Source organism: Pseudomonas sp. DTU_2021_1001937_2_SI_NGA_ILE_001, from assembly GCF_032463525.1.
Taxonomy (GTDB): Bacteria; Pseudomonadota; Gammaproteobacteria; order Pseudomonadales; family Pseudomonadaceae; genus Aquipseudomonas.
The window spans coordinates 4,507,512-4,531,823 of record NZ_CP135971.1 but is presented as its reverse complement, the minus strand read 5'-3'; the positions used below and the strand labels follow the sequence as shown (position 1 = coordinate 4,531,823).

The window sequence follows — 24,312 nt, the reverse complement described above, 5'->3', positions numbered from 1 at the left end:
GTCACGCCTCCCGGCGCCGGGCCTGGCGCTCGATGAGTTTCTGCATCAGCACGCCGACGAACACCATCGACAGCACCAGCGACACCACCAGAGTGCCGAAAATCGCCCAGAAGTCACGGGCAATGGCGCCGGCGTAGGCCATTACGCCCACCGCCGGCGGCACCAGCAGCAGCGGCAGATAACGCAGCAGGCTGCTGGCCGCGAGGTTGAGCGGCTCGTCGACCTCGCCACGCAGCATCAGGAAGGCCAGCAACAGGATCATGCCGATGATCGGCCCCGGCAGGATCGGGATGAACAGGTGATTGAGCGCGGTGCCCAGCAGCTGGAACAGCACCAGCGCCGTCAATCCTCGTAGCAACATGCAGACTCTCCCGGATGAGCATTCAGCGGCGGCCATTATAAGCATGCCAGGCCGTTTGCCAGCCAAGCCCCCTGGCACGACTTGACCAGGCCGCCCGAGTCTGCTGATCTTCTGCGGTCCACTGCGCCAGCAGTAGGTTGTCCCTATCAAGGAGAGATACATGCCCTATGTACCGGCAGACCAGCTCGCAAGCTATATCGGCAAGGACCTTGGCCACTCCGACTGGCTGACCATCGACCAGGAACGCATCAACCTGTTCGCCGAGGCCACCGAAGACTTCCAGTTCATCCACGTCGACCCCGAAAAAGCCGCCAAGACGCCCTTCGGCGGCACCATCGCCCACGGTTTCCTTTCGCTGTCGTTGATTCCCAAGCTGATGGGCGAGCTGCTGGTGCTGCCCGAAGGCCTGAAGATGGTGGTCAACTATGGCCTGGACAGCGTGCGCTTCATCCAGCCAGTGGCGGTGGGCTCGCGGGTGCGCCTGAAGCTGCAGCTCGCCGAGGTCACCGAGAAGAAACCCGGCCAGTGGCTGCTCAAGGGTACCGCCACGCTGGAAATCGAGGGCCAGGAAAAGCCGGCCTATATTGCCGAGCCGCTCACACTCTGTTTTACCTGACCGCGATTGACACGAAACAGTCGTAACAGACTGTTTCGTCCACCTGACAGCCTGCGGCATACTCTTCTCAAGCGTGATACGGCTCCGTATCCGTTCCCTCCGGATTCACTCCTCCTCGAGACCTGGACATGCGTGCGCTCGCTCCACTGGCACTGACCTTACTGATCGCTGGCTGCGGAGACGGCGAGTCGCTGCTGCCGCCCGATGGCCGCCTACCGGATGGCGGTCGCTACCGGGGCGACCTGGTCAACGGCCTGATGCAAGGCCAGGGGCGTGTCGACTACCCCAACGGCAGCTGGTACCAGGGCCAGTTCGAAGCCGGGCTGTGGCAGGGCCAGGGCGAATGGCACGCCAGCAACGGTGACGTCTACAAGGGCGGTTTCAAGCAGGGGCTGTACGACGGCCAGGGCATGCTGACCACCCGCACCAGCAGCTACGTCGGCGGCTTCAGGCAGGGCCGCCGCGACGGCGAAGGCACCTACAAGGAAAAGGGCCTGCTGTATCGCGGCGAGTTCAAGGCCGACCTGTACGACGGTGCCGGCCGCCTGGAGCTGGACGACGGCACCCAGTACCAGGGCCAGTTCAGCCAGGGCAAGCCGCATGGCGAAGGGGTGCGCAGCGACGCCAACGGCAACCAGTACAGCGGACGCTTCGTGCACGGTCAGTTGCAGGGCAACGGGACCTTCAACAGCGCCGAGGGCGACCAGTACGTCGGCGGCTTCCACGACAGCCAGCTGGGCGGCCGCGGCCGCTACGAGAACAGCGAAGGTGACGTATGGACCGGCCAGTTCAGCCAGGGCGCGCTCACCGGCAAGGGTGAACTGGTCGGCGCCGACGGCAGCCGCTACCAGGGTCACTTCAACAACTGGCGCTTCAACGGCGAAGGCCGCCTGCAACTGGCCGACGGCAGCAGCTACGTGGGCGGTTTCGCCAACGACACCTACCAGGGCAACGGCACCCTGACCCTGCCCGACGGCAGTGTGCAGCGCGGTGTCTGGGCCAACGGCCAGCGCGTGCGCGACGCCCAGGGCAACCTGCTGCCCGACAGCCTGGAAACCGGCCTGCTGGCTCAGGGCAAGCTGCTCGACAACGCCCTGGCCGCCCTGCCCGCCTCGACCCCGGCGGTGGAGCTGTACAGCCTGGTGGTCGGCGGCGACGGCAAGCAGAGCGTATTCATGCGCGAGGCCGATTACGTCGGCAACCTGCTCAAGACCCGTTTCGGCGCCTACGGCCAGGTCAGTCTGGTCAACCACCGCGACCACATGCAGGACCGCCCCCTGGCCACCCGTGAAAGCATCAGCCGCGCCATCCAGGCACTGGCGCAACGCAGCGGCCCGGAAGACCTGGTGTTCATCTACCTGACCAGCCATGGCACCCACGACCACGAACTGGTTCTGGACCAACCGCGCCTGTCGCTGTCGGACCTGCCCGCCGACGAGCTGGCGTCGGTACTCGCGCCGCTGAAGAACCGCGACAAGATCATCGTCATCTCGGCCTGCTATTCCGGCGGTTTCATTCCGGCCCTGAAAGACGAGCACACCCTGGTCATGACCGCCTCGCGGGCCGACCGGGTGTCCTTCGGCTGTTCGGAAGAAGCCGACTTCACCTACTTCGGCGACGCACTATTCGCCCGGGCACTGGTCGAAACCGATGACCTGCAACAAGCCTTCAAGCAAGCCAGCGCCTATGTGGCGCAACGTGAGATAGAAGACAACTACGAAGCATCCGAACCCCAGATATGGGCCCCCAAGGCAGTGCTCGCCCGCTGGCAGCAACTGCGCAAGAACCAGGCAGAACGTGCGCTTAATACTACGTTGACGCGCAAGGACGCGAAAACCTCCGGCAGTCGCTAGGCCCAGACCCCATGTCGCTGCGCATGGCCTAGGCTTTCAGTATCAAGGGAGAAACATCATGTACTTGACGCCGCAACACATCCTGCTCGCAGGCGCCACAGGCCTGACCGGCGAACACCTGCTTGATCGCCTGCTCAGTGAACCCACCGTAAGCCGGCTGCTGGCCCCCACCCGGCGGCCACTGGCCAGCCACCCGCACCTGGAAAACCCGGTCGGCGAACTCGCCAGCCTGCTGCCGAACCTCAGTGGCCGGGTCGACATCGCCTTCTGCTGCCTGGGCACCACCATCAAGCAGGCCGGGTCTCAGGAAGCCTTCCGCGCCGTCGACTTCGACCTGGTGGTGGCCTTCGCCGCCCGCGCCCGCGCCCTGGGCGCCCGCCATCTGCTGGTGATCAGCGCCATCGGCGCCGACCCCAAGTCCAGCGTGTTCTACAACCGCATCAAAGGCGAGATGGAACAAGCCCTGAAGGATCAGGACTGGCCACAACTGACCATCGCCCGCCCCTCCCTGCTGGTCGGCAGCCGCCCGGAAACGCGCTGGGCCGAGCAGATCGCCGCGCCCTTCGCCAAGCTGCTGCCTGGCAAGTACGGCGCCATCGAAGTGTGCAGCCTAGCCCGCGCACTCTGGCGTCTGGCGCTGGAGGAGCAGGATGGCGTGCGCATCGTGGAGTCGGATGAACTGCGCAAGCTGGGCAAATGATCGCGACCCGGTACAGGGGCCGGGCCTGACCCTGAATCTCAGGTAGAATGCCCGGCCCAGACCACCACGCAGCACGCTCGCCCATGACCGCTTCGAACCTCACTACGCCCTCCTCCATCGCGATCATCGGTGGCGGCCCCGCCGGCCTGATGGCGGCCGAGGTGCTGAGCCAGGCGGGCATGCAGGTCGATCTCTACGACGCCATGCCTTCGGTGGGCCGCAAATTCCTGCTGGCGGGCGTCGGCGGCATGAACATCACCCATTCCGAACCCTGGCCAGCCTTTATCTCGCGCTATGCCGAACGCACGGCGCAGGTCGAGCCGCTGCTGCGTGACTTCGATGCCGACAGCCTGCGCCAGTGGATCCACGGGCTGGGCATCGAGACCTTCGTCGGCAGCTCCGGCCGGGTCTTCCCCACCGACATGAAGGCGGCCCCGCTGCTACGCGCCTGGCTCAAGCGCCTGCGCGAAAGCGGGGTGAACCTGCACACCCGGCATCGCTGGCTGGGCTGGAACAGCGACGGCAGCCTGCGCATCGCCGGCCCCGACGGTGAGCGCGCAGTCAGTACAGACGCACTGCTGCTGGCCCTGGGCGGTGCCAGCTGGGCGCGCCTGGGTTCCGACGGCGCCTGGCTGCCGTGGCTGCAAGCCAAAGGCGTCGAGGTAGCAACGCTAAGGCCGAGCAACTGCGGCTTCGAAGTGACGGCGTGGAGCGAGCTGCTGCGCAGCCGCTTCGCCGGCGCACCGCTGAAGAACATCGCCATGGGCCTGCATCGTGAACAGATGCGGCCCGGTGAATGCGTGGTCACCGAGACCGGCGTGGAAGGCAGCCTGGTGTATGCGCTGTCGGCGCCGATCCGTGAACGCATCGCGCGCGACGGCCACGCGACGCTGCTGATCGATCTGTTGCCGGGCAAGTCTGTGGCCCAGGTCGAGAAGGCCCTGGCCAAGCCCAGGGGCTCGCGTTCCATGGCTCGTCACCTGAGCGGCCAGCTCGGCCTCGACGGTGTGAAGGCTGCCCTGCTGCGCGAACTGGCGCCCGCCGGCCAGTTCGATGATCCACAGCGGCTGGCCGCTTCGATCAAGGCGCTGCCCTTGCAGTTGCTGCGCACACGGCCGCTGGACGAGGCAATCAGCACCGCCGGTGGCGTGCGCTTCGAGGCCATGAACGAGCATCTGATGCTCAACGCCCTGCCCGGCGTGTTCTGCGCCGGCGAAATGCTCGACTGGGAAGCCCCCACCGGCGGCTACCTGCTCACCGCCTGCTTCGCCAGCGGTCGCACCGCCGCGCAGGGCATTCTCGACTGGCTGCAGCAAGCCCACTGACGACTTCGGCTGACGCTTGCCAGGGCGATTCCAGCTGCGAAGGCGGCGGCACGGGCGCAGCAAAGGTGTCGGCCTTACGGGCAATACAGGCTTGGTGGGAGCAGCTTTAGCCGCGAAAGCGCCAGGAAATTCAGTGCATCTGCTGTGAACATACTGTCGCTTCGCGGCTGAAGCCGCTCCTACCCGGTCTAACTGGCCGTTCAAAAGATCAACAGCACCACCGCTGCAACAAAAAATGCGGACAGGGCATTTCGGCCAAAAAAACCGGGCGATATTCGCACAATTAACCATCCAGTTAATTTTGCGCTCTATAATCGCGCCCATTCACACATGGGTGCTTCAAAATGACACAGCCACAACCTCTTTCCGGCCTGGCCAGGTTCATCCTGCTCGGGCTGGGTATCGTCATCGCGCTGCTCGGCCTGGCCCTGGCAGCGGGCGGCTTCTCCCTGGTACGCCTGGGCGGCAGCTGGTACTTCCTGCTCGGCGGCCTGGCCATGGCCGTTTCCGGCCTGCTCATCACCGCACGCAAGCGCGCCGGCGCCTGGCTGTTCGCGGCGTTTCTGCTCGGCACGGCGGTCTGGGCACTGGCCGATGTCGGCCTGCAGTTCTGGCCGCTGTTCTCGCGCCTGTTCATGTTCGGCGCCATGGGCTTGGTGGTCGCACTGGTCTATCCGCAACTGGTCCGCGCCAGCGGTGCACAACCCGGCAAGGCGCCCTACGGCATCGCCGGTGTACTGGCGATCGTCCTGGCCATCGCCGTGGGCAACATGTTCGTCGCCCACCCCAGCGTCGCGCCCACCGGCAGTGGCCCTGGCCTGACCCCGGTGGATCCGGCCAAGGCGCAGAAAGACTGGGCGCACTACGGCAATACCGAAGGCGGCAGCCGCTTCGCCGCGCTGGACCAGATCAACCGCGGCAACGTCGACAAACTGAAGGTGGCCTGGACCTACCACACCGGTGACATCGCCGAGAGCAACGGCAATGGTGCCGAAGACCAGCTCACCCCGCTGCAGATCGGCAACAAGGTGTTCATCTGCACCCCACACAACAACCTCATCGCGCTGGACGCCGACACCGGCAAGGAACTGTGGAAAAACGCGATCAACGCCAAGTCCGCCGTGTGGCAGCGCTGCCGCGGCCTGGCCTATTTCGACGCCACGGCGCCCCTGGCACAGCCCAGCCAGCCCGGCAACTCGCCGATCATCGCCGCCACTGTGGCGCCCGGCGCCAACTGCCAGCGCCGCCTGCTGACCAACACCATCGACGCCCGGCTGATCGCCGTGGACGCCGACACCGGTGAGTTCTGCCAGGGCTTTGGCAACAACGGCCAGGTCGACCTCAAGGCCGGCCTGGGCAACGTGCCGGACTCGCATTACCAGCTGTCCTCTGCGCCGCTGATGGCCGGCACCACGGTCGTGGTCGGCGGCCGCGTCGCCGACAACGTGCAGACCGACATGCCAGGCGGGGTGATCCGCGGCTTCGACGTCATCACCGGGCAGATGCGCTGGGCCTTCGACCCGGGCAATCCGCAAGACCGCCAGGCCCCGGCCGACGGCCAGACCTACGTACGCAGCACCCCCAACAGCTGGGCGCCGATGTCCTATGACCCGGCGATGAACACGGTCTTCCTGCCGATGGGCAGCTCGTCCACCGACCTCTACGGTGTGGAGCGCAGCCGCCTGGACCATACCTACGGCGCCTCGATCCTGGCGCTGGATGCCACCACCGGCAACGAAAAGTGGGTGTACCAGACGGTACATAATGACCTGTGGGACTTCGACCTGCCGATGCAGCCGAGCCTGATCGATTTCACCAGGAAGGACGGCCAGTCCGTGCCTGCCCTGGTGATCGGCACCAAGGCCGGGCAGATCTACGTGCTCGACCGCGCCACCGGCCAGCCGCTGACCCAGGTCGAGGAAGTTCCGGTCAAGGCCGGCAACATCCCCAACGAACCGTACGCGCCGACCCAACCCAAGTCGCTGGGCATGCCGCAGATCGGCGCACAGACCCTGACCGAGTCGGACATGTGGGGCGCCACCCCGTATGACCAACTGCTGTGCCGCATCGACTTCAAGAAGATGCGCTACGACGGCCTGTACACCGCACCGGGCACCGACCGCTCGCTGAGCTTCCCTGGCTCGCTGGGCGGCATGAACTGGGGTGGTCTGTCGACCGACCCGGTGCATGGTTTCATCTTCGTCAACGACATGCGCCTGGGCCTGTGGGTCGAAATGATCCCGTCGCAGAACAAGGGCCAGGCCGCGGGCGGTGGTGAAGCGATCAACACCGGCATGGGCGCGGTACCGCTCAAGGGCACGCCGTACGCGGTGAACAAGAACCGCTTCCTCTCGGTGGCGGGTATTCCGTGCCAGGCGCCGCCGTTCGGCACCCTGACCGCCATCGACATGAAGACCCAGCAGATCGCCTGGCAAGTGCCGGTCGGCACCGTCGAAGACACCGGCCCGCTGGGCATCGCCATGGGCCTGCCGATCAAGATCGGCCTGCCGACCCTCGGCGGCACCCTGTCCACCCAGGGCGGCCTGGTGTTCATCGCCGGCACCCAGGACTTCTACCTGCGCGCCTTCAACAGCGCCAACGGCGAGGAAGTCTGGAAAACCCGCCTGCCGGTCGGCAGCCAGGGCGGGCCGATGACCTACGTGTCGCCCAAGACCGGCAAGCAGTACGTGGTCATCACCGCTGGCGGCGCCCGCCAAGCCACTCAGCGTGGCGACTACGTGATCGCCTACGCCCTGCCATAATCCCCTTCTTGCCCGCCCTCCGGGGCGGGCCGCTCCGGGCCTCCGGCCCTTTCGCACAGCGGATGTGCACGTTCCGCCTCTGGCGCGGTCTGCTCTAGCGTCCTCGCACATCCGTCACGCGACGTCCGGCTGGCCGGGGCTTTTCCGTCCCGTTCAACCGAGAGGTTCGCATGCCCGTTCGACTCCACCCCGGCCGCCTGGCCCTGCAGATCCACGCCCTCGCCTGCGGGCTGGGCGCCAGCGCGCTGAGCCTGGCCGACGACAGCCCGGCGGCGAGCTACGAGATCCTCACCCCCATAGTAGTCACCGGCAGCTACGCCCCGATGTCAGGCTACGACCTGCCGTTCTCCGTCGACACCGTACAACTGCAGCAGATCAGCGACGGCCAACTGGGCGTCAACCTCTCCGAGGTGCTGCCGCGCGTGCCGGGCCTGGTGGTCCAGAACCGCCAGAACTACGCCCAGGACCTGCAGATTTCCTCGCGCGGCTACGGCGCCCGCTCGGCGTTCGGCATTCGCGGGCTGAAGTTGCTGATGGACGGCATTCCGGCCAGTACCCCAGACGGCCAGGGCCAGGCCGCGACCCTCAACCTGGATGTCGCCGACCGTATCGAAGTGCTGCGTGGCCCGACTTCGACCCTCTACGGCAGCAACGCCGGCGGGGTCATCCAGATGTTCACCCGCGATGGCCAGGGCAGCCCGAGGGTCGGCGCCGAGACCACCTTCGGCAGCGACGGCTATAACAAGAACCACCTGTATGCCGAAGGCGGCAACGACAAGGCTGGCTTTCTGGTCGATGGCTCGCGCATGGACACCGACGGCTACCGCGACCACAGCGCCGCGCGCCGCGACCAGACCTTCGCCAAGGTGCATGTGAAGCCCGATGAAGACAGCCGCCTGGCACTGACCTGGAGCAGTCTGGAGCAGAACGGCACCCAGGACCCGCTGGGCCAGACCTGGGCCGGCTACCGCGCCGACCCTCGCTCGGTAGCGGCGCCCGCGCTGACCTACGACACACGCAAGAGCATCGACCACCAGCAGGTGGGCATGAACTACGAGCGCCACTTCGGCGACGCGACCCTGCAATTCAACCTCTATGCCGGCCAGCGCAGCGTGGTGCAATACCTGTCGATTCCGCGCACAGTGGCCTCCAACAGCCAGCGCGGCGGTGGCGTGGTGGACTTCGACCGCGAGTTCCACGGCGGCACCCTGCGCTGGATCCAGCCGATCCAGGGCGTGCCCGGCGAGCTGACCGTTACCACCGGGGTGGACTACGACCGCAGCCGCGACGACCGCCGCGGCTTCCAGAACTTCAGCGGCGACCAACTGGGTGTCAAAGGCGAACTGCGCCGCGACGAGATCGACACCGCCACCAGCCTCGACCCCTATATTCAGGCGCGCTGGCTGCTGGACAACTGGACCTTCGAGGCCGGCCTGCGGCACAGCAGCATGAAAATGGAAGTCGACGACCACTACCTGGCCAATGGCGACTCCAGCGGTTCCAAGACCTACCAGCGCAACACCCCGTCGCTGTCGGTGATGTACGCCTTCACCCCCGACCTGCACGCCTACATCAGCGCCGGCAAAGGCTTCGAGACCCCCACCCAGGCGGAAATGGCCTATGCGCCGGGCCTGGCGGAAAGCTTCAACTTCGGTTTGTCTCCGGCCACCAGCACCCAGTATGAAATCGGCCTGAAGGCCAAGGTGGCCGGCAATACCCGCATCAACGCAGCGATCTTCGAAATCCGCACCGACGACGAGATCGTCGTCGCCAGTTCCACCGATGGCCGCACCAGCTACCAGAATGCCGGCAAGACCCTGCGTCGCGGTTTCGAGCTGGGCGTGCAGAGCCAGTTGAGCGAACAGTGGGAGGCGACGCTGGCCTACACCCGCCTGCAAGCCACCTACGCTCAGGACTTCGTGGCCAGCGGGCAGACCATCGAGAAGGGCAACCACCTGCCAGGCGTGCCGGGCAGCAGCCTGTTCGGCGAACTGGTATGGCGGCCGGTACAAGGCATCAGCATGGGTGTCGAGGGGCAGTACCGCAGCAAGGTGTACGTCGAGGACAGCAATCAGGACAAGGCCGCGCCGAGCTACGCGGTGTTCAACTGGCGGACCCGCTTCGAGCAGCACTCCGGCCCCTGGACCTTCCACCAACTGGTACGCCTGGACAACCTGCTGGACCGCCAGTACGTCGGTTCGGTGATCGTCGGCGACGGCAACGGCCGCTACTACGAAGCCGCTCCCGGCCGCTCGTGGTATGCCGGGGCGGGGGTCGAGTACCAGTTCTGAAGGCATCATGGCCAGTTAGACCGGGTAGTAGCGGCTTCAGCCGCGAAGCGGTCGCATGTTCACAGCAGATGCAGTGAATTTCCCGGCGCTTTCGCGGCTAAAGCCGCTCCTACAGGGCCCCATGACACCTAACCGAACAGCAGTGCGGCTAAAGCCGCTTGTCCCAGCAAATCCGAGTCAGTAGACGTCGCGCCGGTAACGCCCGGTTTCGATCAGCTCGGCCACTGCCAGTTCGCCCAGCAGCTCGTGAAGCACCTGGTCCACGCCGCTGGCCATGCCCTGCAGGCTGCCACAGAGGTAGATGGCGGCACCTTCGGCCAGCCAGGCGCGCACTTCGTCGCCAGCTTCGCGCAGCCTGTCCTGCACGTAGACCTTGTGCGCCTGATCGCGGGAGAAGACCAGGTCGAGACGCTGCAACTGGCCGTTGTCCAGCCAGCCCTGCAGTTCTTCGCCACAGAGGCAGTCATGAGCACGGTTGCGCTCGCCGAACAGCAGCCAGTTACCTGTCTGGCCCTGCTGGATACGCGCCTTGAGCAGGCTGCGCAGCCCGGCCAGCCCGGTACCATTGCCGACCAGAATCATCGGCACGCCCGCTTCGGGCAGGTGGAAGCCGCTGTTGCGACGCAGGCGCAGGCTGACCTGCGCGCCCACCGGCAGGTACTCGGTCAGCCAGCCAGACCCCACGCCAAAGTCCCCATCGCTGTGGATTTCCTGGCGCACGATCAGTTGCAGGCTGCCGTCTTCAGGGATCGAGGCGATGGAGTATTCCCGCGCTGCCAGTGGTACCAGGGTATCCACCAGCGCCTGGGCATGCAGCCCGACCAAGTGCGCACGGTGTTGCGGCAGCTGACGACTGCCCAGCGCCTGCAACAGCGTCTCCTGCAGGCCGTCGACGCTTACCGGCTCGTCCCCCGTCAGGCCCAGGCCATCGAGCAGGCGCCGCAGCACGGCTTCGCCATGGCGCGGCAGCACTTCGACCAGATCACCGGCCGCCCAGCGTACGGACTCGGGCGGGGCCAGGCTCAGCAGGAACACTTTGGCGCCCTGGCTGCCGGGGTTGAGCCACTCACGGCGGCTCAGGGTCCAGCTTTCGAATGCCGGCGCCTGCCAGGCCGCCAGTGGCTGACTGCCGGTGGCCTGGCCCAGCTGCTGCTGCCAGCTCTGCAGGGCCTGCGGATCGGCGTTGTCCACCTCCACCGGCGCGAACAACGAGCGCCCGCCTCGCTCCAGCAGCCAACCATGCAGGCGCCGGGCGAAACCGCAGAACTGCGTGTACTGCCGGTCGCCCAGGGCCAGCACCGCATAGTTGAGGTGCTCCAGGGCCAACGGCTGGCCAAGCCACTGGCGCTCGAAGGCGCGGGCGCTGTCCGGCGCCTCGCCGTCGCCGAAGGTGCTGACCACGAACAGGGCATTGTGGCTGCGTTGCAGGTCTTCGCCGGTCAGGTCGGCCAGGCGCTCCACGCGCACCGGCAGGCCGGCGGCCTGCAGCTGCCCGGCGCTCTGCCAGGCCAGTTGCTCGGCGAAGCCGCTCTGGCTGGCGAAGCCCACCAGCCAGGCCGAAGCGTGGTCCGCACCGGTGTCCTGCAGCCCGCTGCGCGCCTGCAGAACCTGGCGTTTCTTGCGCCGCCGGTCGAGGTACAACAGCCAGCCGGTAATGAAGAACAGCGGCATCAGCAGCGAGGCCACGGCCAGGATGATCCGCCCTGGCAAGCCGAAGTAGCTGCCCACGTGCAGGGCGTAGTTGCTGGTCAGCAGCTGGTCGCCCAGGGACTTGTCGGCATAACGGTCCAGCGCATGGATACGCCCACTGGCCGGGTCCAGGTTGAGGGTGTTGAAGGCGCGCGGGTGCGGCGAATCCTTGAGCAGGTAGAACACCGTGGCCGGCAGGCCGGCGCCGTTGGGCAGGCGCAGGTTGTAGCTGGCCAACCCCGGGCCGGCGGATTCGCGGATGCTCTGCCAGACCGCGTCGTAGTCCACCACCAACGGGCCGGCAGGGGGCGCGCCTTTGCCGTTCATCGCGCCCCCACGACGCGGCTCGCCGGTCGGCGGGGTATCGCTGAGCAGGCGTGTCATGCCCTGGTTCCACCACGAGTAGGACCACATCAGGCCGGTGAAGGCGAACAACAGGTAAGCCAGCAGGCACCAGGTGCCGAACACCGAATGCAGGTCCCAGTTGAAGCTGCGGCCCTTTCTGGCCCAGTCCAGGGTCAGCCAGGCCCGCCAGTCCAGTACCTTGCGTGGCCAGCGCAGGTACAGGCCCGACAGACAGAAGAAGATCAGGATCAAGGTGCAGGCGCCGGTGATTTGCCGGCCGAAGGGGCCGATGGCCAGGAAGCGGTGCAGGTCCAGTACCACGCCGAAAAAATCCTCGCCCACGCCTTCGGGTCGTACCTCAGCGGTGTACGGGTCGAAATTCACGCGCGGCCCGCGTCGCTCACCCGGCCTGGGCTGGAAATAGGCCGTCGCCACCCGACCGCTGTCCAACTCTACGCGCAATATGGCAACGGTCATGCCCTGGGCGGCTTCCAGCCGACGCGCCAGCTCGGCCGGCGGCAGCGTCTCGCCGCGCTTGTCCACCCGCAGCACGTCCGGGTTGAGGGCGTCGAGAATTTCGTCCTCGAAGGCGTACAGCGCACCGGTCACGCCCATCACCGCCAGCACCAGGCCAGCGCTGATACCCAGGAACCAGTGCAGCTGGAAAAGGACCTTCTTGAACACCACCACACCTCACTTGCGTCATGGCGCGCACCCGGTACCTTGCGCGACTGGTTCTGTTTACCTCCGCCCCTTGGGCCTCGGCCTGCCCGCTGGGGTGGCAGGTACTGACCCGAAATCCCTCATGCAGAGGCATGTCAGGCCGGTCGCGAAACATATTGCAAACGCGCGCCACAAGCAATTGAGATGAATTGCCGTTTGCAAGTTTTTTTCACTTCTCCATGTTCCGCCTGTGTGAAGAGCACAGTCTGCAAGAAGCAGGAAAGCCGCCCAAACGGGCGGCCTCCTGGAAAACCGATAAAAGTCCTGGCTTGCGCCTTGCCAGCGCTGCCGAAGCTCACACCCCGGACCGGCGCGCCGTCGCGGGGCGAGTGACGCCCATGTCGGCTTCGGCCAAGTCGGGCTCAGTTACGCCAGGCACGGCGCAGGTCGTTCAAGTAGTCACTGAACAGCCGACCATGAGCCAGGAAGGCCGAAGCAGTCGCTTCGATGTCGTCGTCAGGGAGCGCAGGATGAAGACCGAGAAAGCGCTTCAGGGCATCCAACAGCTTGCCCAGCTCTTCACCGTAGGCCTGTTTCGGAGCCTCGATGAGCTTGAGCTGCTTGAGTTGCTCCAGCTTGCGGCTCTCGGCCTGGCGCTGCTGACGCAACTCGCGGACATTGCCGGTGAGTTCGTCCAGTTGCGCCTGCAGGCGATCACGGTGGCGGACCAGGTGCTCATACCTCAGCTGGCTGCTGGCCAGGTTGAGAATATTGGAAAGCCCCTCGATGCCGGCCTTGATCGAGCCGATCAACGGGTTCTTGGGGTCGATGTCGGTCAGTACCGTCAGCGACTCGACCAGCGGCTTGAGTTTGTCCCACAAGCTGATGGCCTCGATCTCGGCAATCAGCTTGTTGACGGCAGCCTCTTGCTCCAACAGCTTGGCCTGCGGCCCCGACTCGGCCGCCAGCCGCTCATCGATATGGACGATGTCGGCCTCGACCGCCGTCATCAGGTGATCGACCTCACCGACGCTGACATGGGCCAGGTTGACCAGCGCATCATCCAGCGATACGGCCTTGTCTCGGATGTTGCCCAATTGCCGTTGCACTTGCGTCTGGATCTCGGCCGCGATCGCGCTGATGGTTTCCAGGGTGGGCGCGTCCGGCGGATCACCTTTGAGCCGCTTGATGGCCGTCAACAGATCCTCGAGCCCTTCGCCATCCAGGGTGCCCGGCAGCGCGGTGAGCACGTCCAGTGCCGCCTGATCCGCACCACCCAGCTCCTGTAGCAGGCTCAACAGGATCTCGCGTTTGACGGGCAGGTAAATGTCGGCGAGCGACTCGGCCGTGTGGCGGAGCTGGGCGCGATGAGTATTCACGGCACTCAGGTCAATTTCCGGCAACTGAAAGCGTGTTTCCAGAACATGTACGGTCATTGCTTTATCTTCCTTCTGATTATTATGTTTCATCAGCGTCGACTGTCTTCAACGGCCTTATTGAAGGCGGTCAACAGATCGAGCGCCTGGTCCTTAATTTCACGCCAGTTGGTCATCATGATTTTGAAACGGGACACGAAGATCACCAGCAACTTGACGTCATTAATACTTTCAAGTTGCCGATACGACGAATCCACCAGGTCTTTCAATAATACCCAGAGACTTTCGATGTTCCCCGCACCACTGATGGCGCCGTCGATACGAATCTTCAGGTCTTGCAGATGGGTCTCGAACTCATGAAGGTCGGCGAGAAATTTGTCGAGCCGCCGAAGTTTGGTTTCCAGGCTGTTCCTTTCCTTGACCAGCTGTTCTTTCTCCTTGAGGACCGCCGCCGCCTTGGGGCCGTAGATCGACAAGGAAATCGCGCCACCGATAGGTCCCCACCAGAAACCGACCCAACGATACTTCGCATACTCCTCGTATTCCTTGACCTTCTGTTCGATACGCTCGTTGAGGCGTCGCAGGTCTTCCCTAAGTTCCACGACTTCGTTGCCGGCCTCCATCGAGTTGGCGAGCTGGATCTTCAAGGCCACACCGGGGGCGATCTCTTCCCTGAGACGGCCCTTGAACTGCGATGCGTTATCCCGCACCCGCACGGTACTGACGCTGTGCACCTGGATGTATTGCCTCATCTCGCCGACCAGGGCCAGCAGCCCAGGCAGCTTCTTGCGGTCACCCTCGACCAGTTCGGTGGGTGGCATTTGCTCGATCTGCTCAGGTGTCAGGTCGTCAAGCCCCAAAGTCCGCCAGGAGTCCAGGCTCTGGATGAAGTCGATGGTGCTTTCGGTGGTACTGATCAGGTTGCCGGCAAAAACATGCAAGTCGCTGCCCACGGCACGCATGTCGTTTTCCAGGCCGTTCCAGCTGGCGGCGTGGTCACGGATATCCATGTACAAATGCTGGATGTCTTCAGGCTTGAGTCCGGCCACGCCGCTATCGTAATTACCGAGCAACTGACGGATCTGCTCCAGGTCGGTGGGCAGTGCCAGGCCGGTGTTCACGTAACGACGAATCTTCCGGACATCTTCGTTGGTCACCAGCAAGCCCGGCTCACGGGCAGCACCTTCGCCCCTCCCGGCGGCCGCATCGATGAATGCCTTGCCGACCTGACTCAAATCATCCAGGTGGTGCCCAGACGTATCGGGGGTTTGTTCCAAAGCTTCGTTTGTCATGGTTAAACGTCCTTATTATTGAAGTGGTCATCTAGACCGACGCATTTCCTTGCAAGGCCATTAAAAACTAACAAACGAACAAACCGATAAACAGAAAAGGAAACAGACCGACGCTGTAGGAATAAGCCACAGCAAGCGTGCAACAATAACTAGCCTCATGAAATCTATAACTAACGGATCCCAAAAGTTGCTCCTCCCCCTTATTGGATCCGCCCTTAATCGACGCGCATAAAAAAACCCATGATCGCTCATGGGTTCTTTTTAACGCTTGGAATCTTTACAGGTAGAACGCCTTCAGCGGCGGGAAGCCGTTGAATTCCACCGCGCTGTAGCTGGTGGTGTAGGCACCGGTCGACAACCAGTACAGACGGTCACCGATGGCCAGGTTCAGTGGCAGGCCGTACTTGTAGTGTTCGTACATGATGTCGGCGCTGTCGCAGGTCGGGCCGGCGATGACCACCTCTTCCATCTCACCCTTCTTCTCGGTCCAGATCGGGAACTTGATGGCTTCGTCCATGGTTTCGATCAGGCCGGAGAACTTGCCCACGTCGGTGTAGATCCAGCGCTCGACGGCGGTACGCGACTTGCGCGCCACCAGCACCACTTCACTGACCAGGATGCCGGCGTTGGCAATCAGCGAACGGCCAGGCTCCAGAATGATTTCCGGCAGCTCGTCACCGAAGTCTTCCTTGAGGAAGCGGATGATCTCTTCTGCGTAGGTTTCCAGGCTGTTGGTACGGGTGATGTAGTTGGCCGGGAAGCCGCCACCCATGTTGATCATCTGCAGGGTGATGCCGTCTTCTTCCTTGAGGCGCTCGAAGATCACCTTGACCTTGGCGATGGCGGCGTCCCAGACGTCGATATCGCGCTGCTGGCTGCCCACGTGGAACGACACGCCGTACGGCACCAGGCCCAGTTGCTTGGCCAGGATCAGCAGGTCCAGGGCCATGTCCGGGTTGCAGCCGAACTTGCGCGACAGCGGCCAGTCTGCCGAGGTCGAGCCTTCGGTGAGGATGCGCACGTAAACCTTCGAGCCTGGGGCGGCCTTGGCGATGTTGCGCAGGTCGGCCTCGGAGTCGGTGGCGAACATGCGTACGCCTTTGTCGTAGAAGTAACGGATGTCGCGGGATTTCTTGATGGTGTTGCCGTAGCTGATGCGCTCCGGGCCTACGCCGGTGCCCATCACTTTGTCCAGCTCGTAGATGGAGGCGATGTCGAAGCTCGAACCCTTGTCACGCAGCAGTTCGATGATTTCCACCGCAGGGTTGGCCTTGACCGCGTAGTAGACCTTGGCGAATTCGAAACCGGCGCGCAGGTCGTCGTAGGCCTGGCTGATCATCTGGGTATCGATGACCACGAAGGGGGTTTCCTGCTTGTCAGCGAAGGACTTCATCTTCTTGAAGGTTTCGGGTGCGAAATAGTCTTCGACCTTGATCGACATGCTCAGGGACTCCTGGGGGCAAACAAGTGAATAAATGGGTGAATATGAACGCCCTCCGTATCCCCACTTTGGTTCGCCTACTTCCCAAGGCATGTCGCCGAAAGCAAAAAGGCCATGGGGCAGCTCCCCTTGGCCTTGCTGTCTCGTCGTCAGTACTTGAGCCGGATGGATCGTTTCCAGCATGGACGTTCGGCGCGAACTTTAGGACCTGAAGGGCTTTAGATCAACTAAAAATGTCGCGTTTTCGCACGAGATTTCCAGACGGTTCATCACACCCACCTGTGTAACCGACCCACATGACAGGCAGATGTTCCCCTCGCCGGGCAAATGCGCTGGCCACCACCGCCTCACCTACAGGTTGTGCCAGTAACAGCCATGCTCCCAGCCCCGCATGATCAATTCCCCTTACTGAGGAGAATCGTCATGCCCACCTATATGAAGGACCGCTCATTCGTCGCCTCGCTGCGCTCGATGGCGCCGAACGACGCGCAGCTTGATCTTTCGAAACTCACTCAGGATTCAATCGTCGTCAAGGCGCCGACGGGCGGTCCGGAGACCCGTACGAGCGAGGGCACCGAGGAGTACGACTATCTCACTGCCACCACCCGCCCGCGCATGGGCGTAGAGAACGAAAGTGTCATGCGTTTCTGGTTTCTGTTGCGACGCTGGGACGACGGAAAGGAGAGCTATGAGCTAAAGGCCCGCCACCCGATGTTCTTGGACAACGCCAAGCGGCATTGGCTGGGGAATCTGAAGATTACCAACCAGCGCGTGAGCCTGCCGCCCAGCAGCTTCATCGATATCCCGTTGTACATTCGCCCCGACCAGTCACTGGCCAGCAACGGCGGGTGGCAGGTGCTGCACAACGACAAGCCCATAGGCCCTCAAGCCCTGGTGACGGGCACTCGAGTGGAGGGTGTGAAGATCATCGCGCCGAATGGCAACGCGCTGGGTATCTATAACCGCCAGCGCCAGGGCACGGACTGGTGGGCCTGGATTTCCTGCGCCAGGCCAGGTGAGCCGAACCTGGCCTACAACACCGTGCCCATCACCCTGGCCCTGGATATCCAGGCCAGCGCCATGGACGACCCGCTTGCCTGAGAACACCGCAAGGGTGCAGCAGGCAAGCGGCCAGGCTCAGGACGCCGCCAGCTCCGCGGGCGAGACGATGCTGGTCTTGGCGCCGCGCGAACGACCGGAGCTGAGGTAGGCGGCGATGGACTCCTGGGTCACCTCGCCGAGGAACACCCGCTCGGCGTCCAGCACCGGCAGCCAGGCGCGGTTGAACTCGTACATGCGCGACAGCAGGATACGCAGGTTTTCGTCATGCACCGCCGTGGCGTTGAACTCGCGCAGGTACTGCGCGCAGGTGCCGGTCTGGCGGTGCAGGTCACGGCGGCGCACATAGCCCATGGCCTTGTTCTCGGCATCGGTGACCACCACGTAGCGGCGGTCGTTGTCGTCCATCACCTCCAGGGCGTCGGCCACCGGCGTGTCCGGGCTGACCGACGGCGCGTTGTCGGCGGCGTCTTCGGCCTTGACCAGCAGCAGGCGCTTGAGGGTGCTGTCCTGGCCGACGAAGTTGGACACGAACTCGTCGGCCGGGTGGGCCAGCAGGGTGTCCGGGTGGTCGATCTGGATCAGCTTGCCAGCACGGAAAATGGCGATCTTGTCGCCCAGCTTGAGGGCTTCGTCGATGTCGTGGCTGACCATGATCACAGTCTTGTTCAGCGCCCTCTGCATCTCGAAGAACTCGTTCTGGATCATCTCGCGGTTGATCGGGTCGACCGCACCGAACGGCTCGTCCATCAGCAGCAGCGGCGCCTCGGCGGCCAGGGCGCGGATCACCCCGATACGCTGTTGCTGGCCACCGGACAGCTCGCGTGGGTAGCGATGCAGGTATTGCTTGGGTTCGAGCTTGATCATGTTCATCAGCTCGCGAGCCCGCTCGCGGCACTTCTGTTTGTCCCAACCCAGCAACTGCGGCACCACCATGATGTTTTCTTCGATGGTCATGTTGGGAAACAGGCCGATCTGCTGGATCACGTAGCCGATGTTGCGGCGCAGGGTCACTTCGTCCAGCGCAGTGGTGTCTTCGCCGTTGATCAGCACCTTGCCGGAGGTCGGTTCGATCAGGCGGTTGATCATCTTCAACGTGGTGCTCTTGCCACAGCCCGAAGGGCCGAGGAACACGCAGATTTCGCCTTCGTTGACCGTGAGGCTGACCGAATCGACCGCCTTCACTTCTTTACCGTTGCTCTGGAATGTCTTGGTGAGGTTCTGGAGTTCGATCATTTCAGGAGTCCTTTGGGAGTCAGCGAACGTTGCAGCCACTGCAGAAGCAGGTCGGCGATGATGGCCAGGATGCTGACCAGGACCGCGCCGACGATCAGCATCGACATGTCGCTGCGGCTGATGGAGGCCAGGATGAGGACGCCGAGGCCACCGGCGCCGATGGTGGCGGCGATGGTCATCACACCGATGTTCATCACCACGGCGGTGCGCACACCGGCAAGAATCACCGGCACGGCGATCGGCAGTTCGACCATGCGCAGGCGCTGGCCGAAGGTCATGCCAATACCCTTGGCCGCCTCACGGATGCCAGGCTCGACGCCGGTCAGCGCCAGGTAGGTGTTGCGCATGATCGGCAACAGCGAATACAGAAACACGGCGGTAATCGCCGGCAATGGGCCCAGGCCCTGGCCGAACTTCGAGTAGAACGGCAGCAGCAGGCCGAACAGCGCGATGGACGGCACGGTCAGCAGCACCGTGGCACTGGCCTGCAGTGGCCCGGCGACCACCGGGAAGCGGGTCATCAGAATGCCCAGGGGCACACCGACGATAATCGCCAGAGTCACGGCAGTGCCGACCAGCATGACGTGCTGCCAGGTCAGTTGCATGACCTGAGCCCAGTCCAGGTGGGAGAAGGCGTCAAAGAAACTCATATCGTCTCCTTCCTTAATTGAGTGGATGCTGGCGCAGGAAATCGGCGGCGACCGCAGCCGGGCTTTCATGTCCGACATCGACGCGAGCGTTGAGCTCGATCATGGTCTGGGTGTCCAGCAGGTCGGCCAGCGGCTTGAGCAGCGTGGCGATGTCCGGGTGGGCATCCAGGTACGCCTGGCGGATCACCGGCGCGGCGGTGTAGTCCGGGAAGTAGTGCTTGTCGTCTTCCAGGACCTTGAGCTTGAAGGCGTTCAGGCGGCCGTCGGTGGTGTACACCAGCCCGGCGAAGACCTGCCCGTTGCGCAAGGCGGTGTAGACCAGCCCGGCGTCCATCTGGCGGATGTTCTCGCGGCCGAGATTCATGTCGTAATGCTTGACCATGCCGATCAGGCCATCGGAGCGATTGGCGAACTCGGTATCCAGCGCTACGACATGACCCTCTTTGGCTTCATCCTTGAGCACCTGGGTCAGGTCGCTCACGGTGTTGATCTGCGGGTACTGGTCGGCCACCTTCTTCGGCAACGCCAGGGCGTAGGTGTTGTTGAAACGCGACGGCGAAAGCCAGACCAGGCCTTTCTTGGCATCCACCTCCTTCACCCGCGCATAGGTCTGTTCACTGTCGAGCTTTTCATCGATGTGGTTGTAGGCCACCAGCGACACACCGGTGTACTCCCACAGCAGGTCGAGCTGGCCGCTTTCCTGGGCGCTGCGCGCCAGGTTGCTGCCCAGACCGCCGGTGATCTGCACGTCGTAGTTCTTGCTGCGCAGGTATTGCGCGGTGATTTCCGAGAGCACGGTCTGCTCGGTGAATACCCGTGCGCCAATGCGCAACAGGGGCTTTTCGGCGGCCTGGGCAACGCCGCTGAACAGCAGCCCGAGGCTCAGTAACAAAGCTAGCTTTTTCATGGCAATTCCTTTCTCTCAGCGGCTCAGGCCGCGCTCCAGCCAGACACGACTGGTCACGATGACCAGGCCATCGAGCACCAGGGCCAGCAGCGCCGTACACACCGCACCCAGCACCAGTTGCGGCTGGTTGTTCAGGGCGATACCGGGGAAGATCAGGCTGCCCAGGCTGTTCGCACCGATCAGGAACGACAGCGGCGCCGTACCGACGTTGAGCGCCAGCGACACGCGCACGCCGCCAACGATGATCGGCACGGCATTGGGCAGCTCGACCTTGAACAGCACCTGACGCGGAGTCATGCCGATGCCGGTGGCGGCTTCCTTGAGCGAGGCGGGAACGTTTTTCAGGCCTTCGTAGGTGTTGCGCACGATGGGCAGCAACGAGGCCAGGAACAGCGCGAAGATGGCGGGGCCGCTGCCGATCCCGAGAATGCCGAGAGCGATGGCCAGGACCGCGAGAGGGGGAATGGTGTTGCCAATGTTGAAGACTTGCATGAAGCGTTCGGCGCTGCCAGCCAGGGAAGGCCGGCTAAGCACAATGCCGGCGGGGATACCGACCAGCAGGGCCGCCAGCATGGAGACCAGAACCAGAACCAGATGCGCCTGCAGGTAGAACAGCAGGTCACCCTTGTACTTCATGAACGTTTCAGTGCCGATCCACTGGACCAGCAGGGCGAGGAGTACGACGATCGCCGCGCCTCCCAACAGCCCCTTGCCATAGCGATTTGCCACGGGCGGACTCCTTGTTTTCAGTCGGCAAAGCTCGCCTGGTGCGACCGAACGAACGGTCACGGCAGAGATTTGCGAAGAGCAGCAGGTGGGTCGCCGTCAAGGCGAAAAACACATGCCATGAGCACAGCTTCGTCAAGCCGAATTGCTTAAGAATCAGGCTCTTGAAACCAGGCTGACATGGCCTGTTACAAGAGCATGGACGTCTCCGGGGGCGCAAAGGTTCCCATGTGGGAAATCATTTGGCCACCCCGAATTGACCAAGCGGTTCGGATTTGCCCTTGACTTGGGCTATAATCCGCACCCTTTTTTTGACTCCCTTTTCAGGCGATTGCCCATGACCCAACAGGCCGCCGAAGTCGCGAAACGCCGCACCTTCGCCATCATTTCCCACCCGGACGCCGGTAAGACCACCATCACCGAAAAGCTCCTGCTGATGGGCAAGGCCATTTCCGTGGCCGGTACGGTCAAGTCGCGCAAATCCGACCGTCACGCCACTTCCGACTGGATGGAAATGGAAAAGCAACGCGGCATTTCCATCACCACCTCGGTCATGCAGTTCCCGTATCGCGAGCACATGATCAACCTGCTCGACACCCCGGGCCACGAAGACTTCTCGGAAGACACCTACCGCACCCTGACCGCCGTCGACTCGGCACTGATGGTCCTGGACGGCGGTAAGGGCGTCGAGCCGCGCACCATCGCGCTGATGGACGTGTGCCGCCTGCGCGACACGCCCATCGTCAGCTTCATCAACAAGCTCGACCGCGACATCCGCGACCCCATCGAACTGCTCGACGAAATCGAAGCGGTACTGAAGATCAAGGCCGCGCCGATCACCTGGCCGATCGGCTGCTACCGCGACTTCAAAGGCGTGTACCACCTTTCAGGCGACTACATCATCGTCTACACCCCCGGCCACGGCCATGAACGCACCGAGGCCCGCATCATCCAGAAGCTGGACTCGGACGAAGCCCGCGCGCACCTGGGCGACCAGTACGACGACTTCGTCGAACAGCTGGAGCTGGTGCAGGGCGCCTGCCACGAGTTCGACCCGCAGGCCTTCATCGACGGCCAGATGACTCCGGTGTTCTTCGGTACCGCACTGGGCAACTTCGGTGTCGACCACGTGCTCGATGCCGTGGTCGACTGGGCGCCGCGCCCGCTGGCCCGCGCCGCCCACGAGCGCACCGTCGAGCCGGTGGAAGAGAAGTTCAGCGGCTTCGTGTTCAAGATCCAGGCGAACATGGACCCCAAGCACCGCGACCGCGTGGCGTTCATGCGCATCTGCTCGGGCCGCTACGAGAAAGGCATGAAGATGCGCCACGTGCGCCTGGGCAAGGACGTGCGCATCGGCGACGCCCTGACCTTCTTCAGCTCGGAACGTGAAATGCTCGAGGAAGCCTGGGCCGGCGACATCATCGGCCTGCACAACCACGGCACCATCCAGATCGGCGACACCTTCACCGAAGGCGAGAACCTGGGCTTCACCGGCATCCCGCACTTCGCACCGGAGCTGTTCCGCCGCGTGCGCCTGAAAGACCCGCTCAAGTCCAAGCAACTGCGTCAGGGCCTGCAACAGCTGGCCGAAGAAGGCGCCACCCAGGTGTTCTTCCCGCAGCGCAGCAACGACATCATCCTCGGCGCCGTCGGTGTGCTGCAGTTCGATGTGGTGGCCAGCCGCCTGAAAGAGGAATACAAGGTCGAGTGCGCCTACGAGCCGATCACCGTGTGGTCGGCCCGCTGGATCGAGTGCGATGACAAGAAGAAGCTCGAAGACTTCGAGAACAAGGCCATGGAAAACCTGGCGGTGGACGGCGGCGGTCACCTGACCTACCTCGCCCCGACCCGCGTGAACCTGAGCCTGATGGAAGAACGCTGGCCCGACGTGAAATTCCGCGCGACCCGCGAGCACCACTAAATCCCATCCATTGGCCGCCGCCCTACCCCATCGGTAGGCGCGGCCAAGCCGCGCAAGGCTTCCCGGCTGAAGCCGGTCCTACCCGTCACAGCCGCTACCGCCCACCGGTAGGCGCGGCTTCAGCCGCGATCAAGCCCCGCCTCAGCGACAGGCATACGCCTCCAGCTTTTCCTGCAGAAAATCCAGAAAGCATTCGATGCGCAGCGCCAATCGGGAATTGCGGTAATACACCGCGTTGATCGGTCGGCGGTAGCCGCTGTTGGCATCGGCCAGCAGCACCTCGAAGTGCCCGAGACGAATGTCTTCGTGGGTCATGAAGTGCGATAGGCAGGCGATGCCTTCGCCCGCCAGGGCCAGATGACGCAGGGTGTCGCCGCTGGAGGCCGCAATGGTCGGGCGGATCTGCAGACGGTCGCCGCCGGTGTGGCGCAATGGCCAGGCATTCAGGCTGTCGACCTGAGTGAAACCCAGCAGGGTATGCCCGGCCAGGTCAGCCACCGAACTGGGGCGGCCGTGCCGCGTCAGGTAGGCCGGGCTGGCGACCACGTTCAGCGCACAGCAGCCCAGCGACCGGGCGCGCAGCGACGAGTCACTCAGCTCACCGATACGAATCGCCACATCGGTGTTCTGCTCCAGCAGGTCGATGTTCCAGTCGCTGCTGGTCAGCTCCAGCTGGATATCCGGGTAGCGCTGGCGGAACTCGCCGATGTGCGGCACCACCATGTGCAGCATGAAAGGCGAAGCGGCATTGACCCGCAGGCGCCCGGACGGTCGCTGCCGGCTTTGCACCAGATGCTCTTCCAGGGCACCCATGCGTTCGAGGATGTCGCGGGCCTGGTCAAGGAAGAAGCGCCCTTCTTCGGTCAGCTCCATGCGCCGCGTGGTGCGGTTGAGCAAGGTGGTTTGCAGACGGCTTTCCAGCCGCGACAGGGTGCGGCTGACGCCGGACGGCGTCAGGCCCAGTTGCTCGGCCGCAGCGGAAATCGAGCCGCCCTCGATCACCGCCACGAACACCTGCAATTCATCAGAGCGGGTTTTCATCGCATCGCCTCAGTGAACAACCCGCGATAGTAGCCCAGGTCGTGACCCTGGCTTAGCC

18 protein-coding genes are annotated in these 24,312 nt (G+C 63.8%); 8 read left to right on the top strand and 10 right to left on the bottom strand.

The window, feature by feature from the left end; all coding sequences use genetic code 11:
* Position 1 precedes the first annotated feature (1 nt).
* Positions 2-361: a CidA/LrgA family protein gene (locus tag RRX38_RS19665; RefSeq protein ID WP_315960351.1), complete on the bottom strand. Its 360-nt coding sequence runs from the start codon at positions 359-361 to the stop codon at positions 2-4.
* A gap of 160 nt (positions 362-521) precedes the next feature.
* Between RRX38_RS19665 and RRX38_RS19660 the strand changes: the two genes are divergently transcribed.
* From RRX38_RS19660 to RRX38_RS19635, 6 genes are all read left to right on the top strand, one after another.
* Positions 522-977 carry a MaoC family dehydratase gene (locus RRX38_RS19660; protein WP_295476499.1) on the top strand — a complete coding sequence of 152 codons (456 nt, stop codon included), beginning with the start codon at positions 522-524 and terminating at the stop codon, positions 975-977.
* A gap of 128 nt (positions 978-1,105) precedes the next feature.
* On the top strand, positions 1,106-2,830 hold the full coding sequence (locus RRX38_RS19655; RefSeq protein ID WP_315960350.1) for a C13 family peptidase: 1,725 nt from the start codon (positions 1,106-1,108) through the stop codon (positions 2,828-2,830).
* Between the two features lie 58 nt (positions 2,831-2,888).
* On the top strand, positions 2,889-3,530 hold the full coding sequence (locus tag RRX38_RS19650; RefSeq protein WP_315960349.1) for an NAD(P)H-binding protein: 642 nt from the start codon (positions 2,889-2,891) through the stop codon (positions 3,528-3,530).
* An 83-nt stretch (positions 3,531-3,613) separates the two neighbouring features.
* Positions 3,614-4,855 (top strand): TIGR03862 family flavoprotein, encoded by a 1,242-nt coding sequence (locus RRX38_RS19645; protein WP_315960348.1) that lies wholly within the window; start codon positions 3,614-3,616, stop codon positions 4,853-4,855.
* A 344-nt stretch (positions 4,856-5,199) separates the two neighbouring features.
* Entirely contained in the window at positions 5,200-7,617 is a 2,418-nt protein-coding gene (locus RRX38_RS19640; RefSeq protein ID WP_315960347.1) for a glucose/quinate/shikimate family membrane-bound PQQ-dependent dehydrogenase, read from the top strand.
* Positions 7,618-7,787: 170 nt separating this feature from the next.
* Complete coding sequence (locus tag RRX38_RS19635; RefSeq protein WP_315960346.1) at positions 7,788-9,908, top strand: TonB-dependent receptor; 2,121 nt, start codon at positions 7,788-7,790, stop codon at positions 9,906-9,908.
* Between the two features lie 177 nt (positions 9,909-10,085).
* On the opposite strand, the gene RRX38_RS19630 is transcribed toward RRX38_RS19635, so the two are convergent.
* The 4 genes from RRX38_RS19630 to RRX38_RS19615 all read right to left on the bottom strand — a co-directional run bounded on the left by RRX38_RS19630 (position 10,086) and on the right by RRX38_RS19615 (position 16,714).
* On the bottom strand, positions 10,086-12,626 hold the full coding sequence (locus RRX38_RS19630) for a sulfite reductase flavoprotein subunit alpha (RefSeq protein ID WP_315960345.1): 2,541 nt from the start codon (positions 12,624-12,626) through the stop codon (positions 10,086-10,088).
* 401 nt (positions 12,627-13,027) lie between these two features.
* Positions 13,028-14,041 carry an alpha-xenorhabdolysin family binary toxin subunit B gene (locus tag RRX38_RS19625; RefSeq protein WP_315960344.1) on the bottom strand — a complete coding sequence of 338 codons (1,014 nt, stop codon included), beginning with the start codon at positions 14,039-14,041 and terminating at the stop codon, positions 13,028-13,030.
* A 32-nt stretch (positions 14,042-14,073) separates the two neighbouring features.
* Positions 14,074-15,273, bottom strand: coding sequence for an alpha-xenorhabdolysin family binary toxin subunit A (locus RRX38_RS19620; protein ID WP_315960343.1), 1,200 nt, complete (start codon positions 15,271-15,273; stop codon positions 14,074-14,076).
* A 277-nt stretch (positions 15,274-15,550) separates the two neighbouring features.
* Entirely contained in the window at positions 15,551-16,714 is a 1,164-nt protein-coding gene (locus RRX38_RS19615; RefSeq protein ID WP_295476508.1) for a type III PLP-dependent enzyme, read from the bottom strand.
* 423 nt (positions 16,715-17,137) lie between these two features.
* On the opposite strand from RRX38_RS19615, the gene RRX38_RS19610 reads away from it, so the two are divergent.
* Positions 17,138-17,815 (top strand): hypothetical protein, encoded by a 678-nt coding sequence (locus RRX38_RS19610; RefSeq protein WP_315960342.1) that lies wholly within the window; start codon positions 17,138-17,140, stop codon positions 17,813-17,815.
* A gap of 36 nt (positions 17,816-17,851) precedes the next feature.
* Here the strand turns inward: RRX38_RS19610 and RRX38_RS19605 are convergent, their stop codons facing one another.
* The 4 genes from RRX38_RS19605 to RRX38_RS19590 are packed head-to-tail and all read right to left on the bottom strand — an operon-like array spanning position 17,852 to position 21,295.
* Positions 17,852-19,009 (bottom strand): ABC transporter ATP-binding protein, encoded by a 1,158-nt coding sequence (locus tag RRX38_RS19605; protein WP_315960341.1) that lies wholly within the window; start codon positions 19,007-19,009, stop codon positions 17,852-17,854.
* A complete protein-coding gene (locus tag RRX38_RS19600; RefSeq protein WP_295476511.1) occupies positions 19,006-19,659 on the bottom strand; it encodes an ABC transporter permease in 654 nt (217 codons plus the stop codon). The genes RRX38_RS19605 and RRX38_RS19600 overlap by 4 nt, the downstream gene beginning before the upstream one ends.
* 13 nt (positions 19,660-19,672) lie before the next feature.
* Positions 19,673-20,566 carry a glycine betaine ABC transporter substrate-binding protein gene (locus RRX38_RS19595; RefSeq protein ID WP_295476512.1) on the bottom strand — a complete coding sequence of 298 codons (894 nt, stop codon included), beginning with the start codon at positions 20,564-20,566 and terminating at the stop codon, positions 19,673-19,675.
* Positions 20,567-20,581: 15 nt separating this feature from the next.
* The gene (locus RRX38_RS19590) at positions 20,582-21,295 is read right to left on the bottom strand and encodes an ABC transporter permease (protein ID WP_295476513.1); all 714 of its coding nucleotides are present in this window, start codon (positions 21,293-21,295) and stop codon (positions 20,582-20,584) included.
* Between the two features lie 334 nt (positions 21,296-21,629).
* Between RRX38_RS19590 and RRX38_RS19585 the strand changes: the two genes are divergently transcribed.
* Positions 21,630-23,213 (top strand): peptide chain release factor 3, encoded by a 1,584-nt coding sequence (locus RRX38_RS19585; protein ID WP_295476514.1) that lies wholly within the window; start codon positions 21,630-21,632, stop codon positions 23,211-23,213.
* Positions 23,214-23,354: 141 nt separating this feature from the next.
* Here RRX38_RS19585 and RRX38_RS19580 read toward each other — a convergent pair whose 3' ends face one another.
* Positions 23,355-24,254 carry a LysR family transcriptional regulator gene (locus tag RRX38_RS19580; protein ID WP_315960340.1) on the bottom strand — a complete coding sequence of 300 codons (900 nt, stop codon included), beginning with the start codon at positions 24,252-24,254 and terminating at the stop codon, positions 23,355-23,357.
* Positions 24,255-24,312 lie beyond the last annotated feature (58 nt).

Excerpts from the sequence above, each read along its gene's own strand:
- RRX38_RS19665 (WP_315960351.1), bottom strand. The coding sequence starts at position 361 with ATGTTGCTACGAGGATTGACGGCGCTGGTGCTGTTCCAGCTGCTGGGC.
- RRX38_RS19660 (WP_295476499.1), top strand. The coding sequence starts at position 522 with ATGCCCTATGTACCGGCAGACCAGCTCGCAAGCTATATCGGCAAGGAC.
- RRX38_RS19655 (WP_315960350.1), top strand. The coding sequence starts at position 1,106 with ATGCGTGCGCTCGCTCCACTGGCACTGACCTTACTGATCGCTGGCTGC.
- RRX38_RS19650 (WP_315960349.1), top strand. The coding sequence starts at position 2,889 with ATGTACTTGACGCCGCAACACATCCTGCTCGCAGGCGCCACAGGCCTG.
- RRX38_RS19645 (WP_315960348.1), top strand. The coding sequence starts at position 3,614 with ATGACCGCTTCGAACCTCACTACGCCCTCCTCCATCGCGATCATCGGT.
- RRX38_RS19640 (WP_315960347.1), top strand. The coding sequence starts at position 5,200 with ATGACACAGCCACAACCTCTTTCCGGCCTGGCCAGGTTCATCCTGCTC.
- RRX38_RS19635 (WP_315960346.1), top strand. The coding sequence starts at position 7,788 with ATGCCCGTTCGACTCCACCCCGGCCGCCTGGCCCTGCAGATCCACGCC.
- RRX38_RS19625 (WP_315960344.1), bottom strand. The coding sequence starts at position 14,041 with ATGACCGTACATGTTCTGGAAACACGCTTTCAGTTGCCGGAAATTGAC.
- RRX38_RS19620 (WP_315960343.1), bottom strand. The coding sequence starts at position 15,273 with ATGACAAACGAAGCTTTGGAACAAACCCCCGATACGTCTGGGCACCAC.
- RRX38_RS19615 (WP_295476508.1), bottom strand. The coding sequence starts at position 16,714 with ATGTCGATCAAGGTCGAAGACTATTTCGCACCCGAAACCTTCAAGAAG.
- RRX38_RS19610 (WP_315960342.1), top strand. The coding sequence starts at position 17,138 with ATGCCCACCTATATGAAGGACCGCTCATTCGTCGCCTCGCTGCGCTCG.
- RRX38_RS19605 (WP_315960341.1), bottom strand. The coding sequence starts at position 19,009 with ATGATCGAACTCCAGAACCTCACCAAGACATTCCAGAGCAACGGTAAA.
- RRX38_RS19600 (WP_295476511.1), bottom strand. The coding sequence starts at position 19,659 with ATGAGTTTCTTTGACGCCTTCTCCCACCTGGACTGGGCTCAGGTCATG.
- RRX38_RS19595 (WP_295476512.1), bottom strand. The coding sequence starts at position 20,566 with ATGAAAAAGCTAGCTTTGTTACTGAGCCTCGGGCTGCTGTTCAGCGGC.
- RRX38_RS19585 (WP_295476514.1), top strand. The coding sequence starts at position 21,630 with ATGACCCAACAGGCCGCCGAAGTCGCGAAACGCCGCACCTTCGCCATC.
- RRX38_RS19580 (WP_315960340.1), bottom strand. The coding sequence starts at position 24,254 with ATGAAAACCCGCTCTGATGAATTGCAGGTGTTCGTGGCGGTGATCGAG.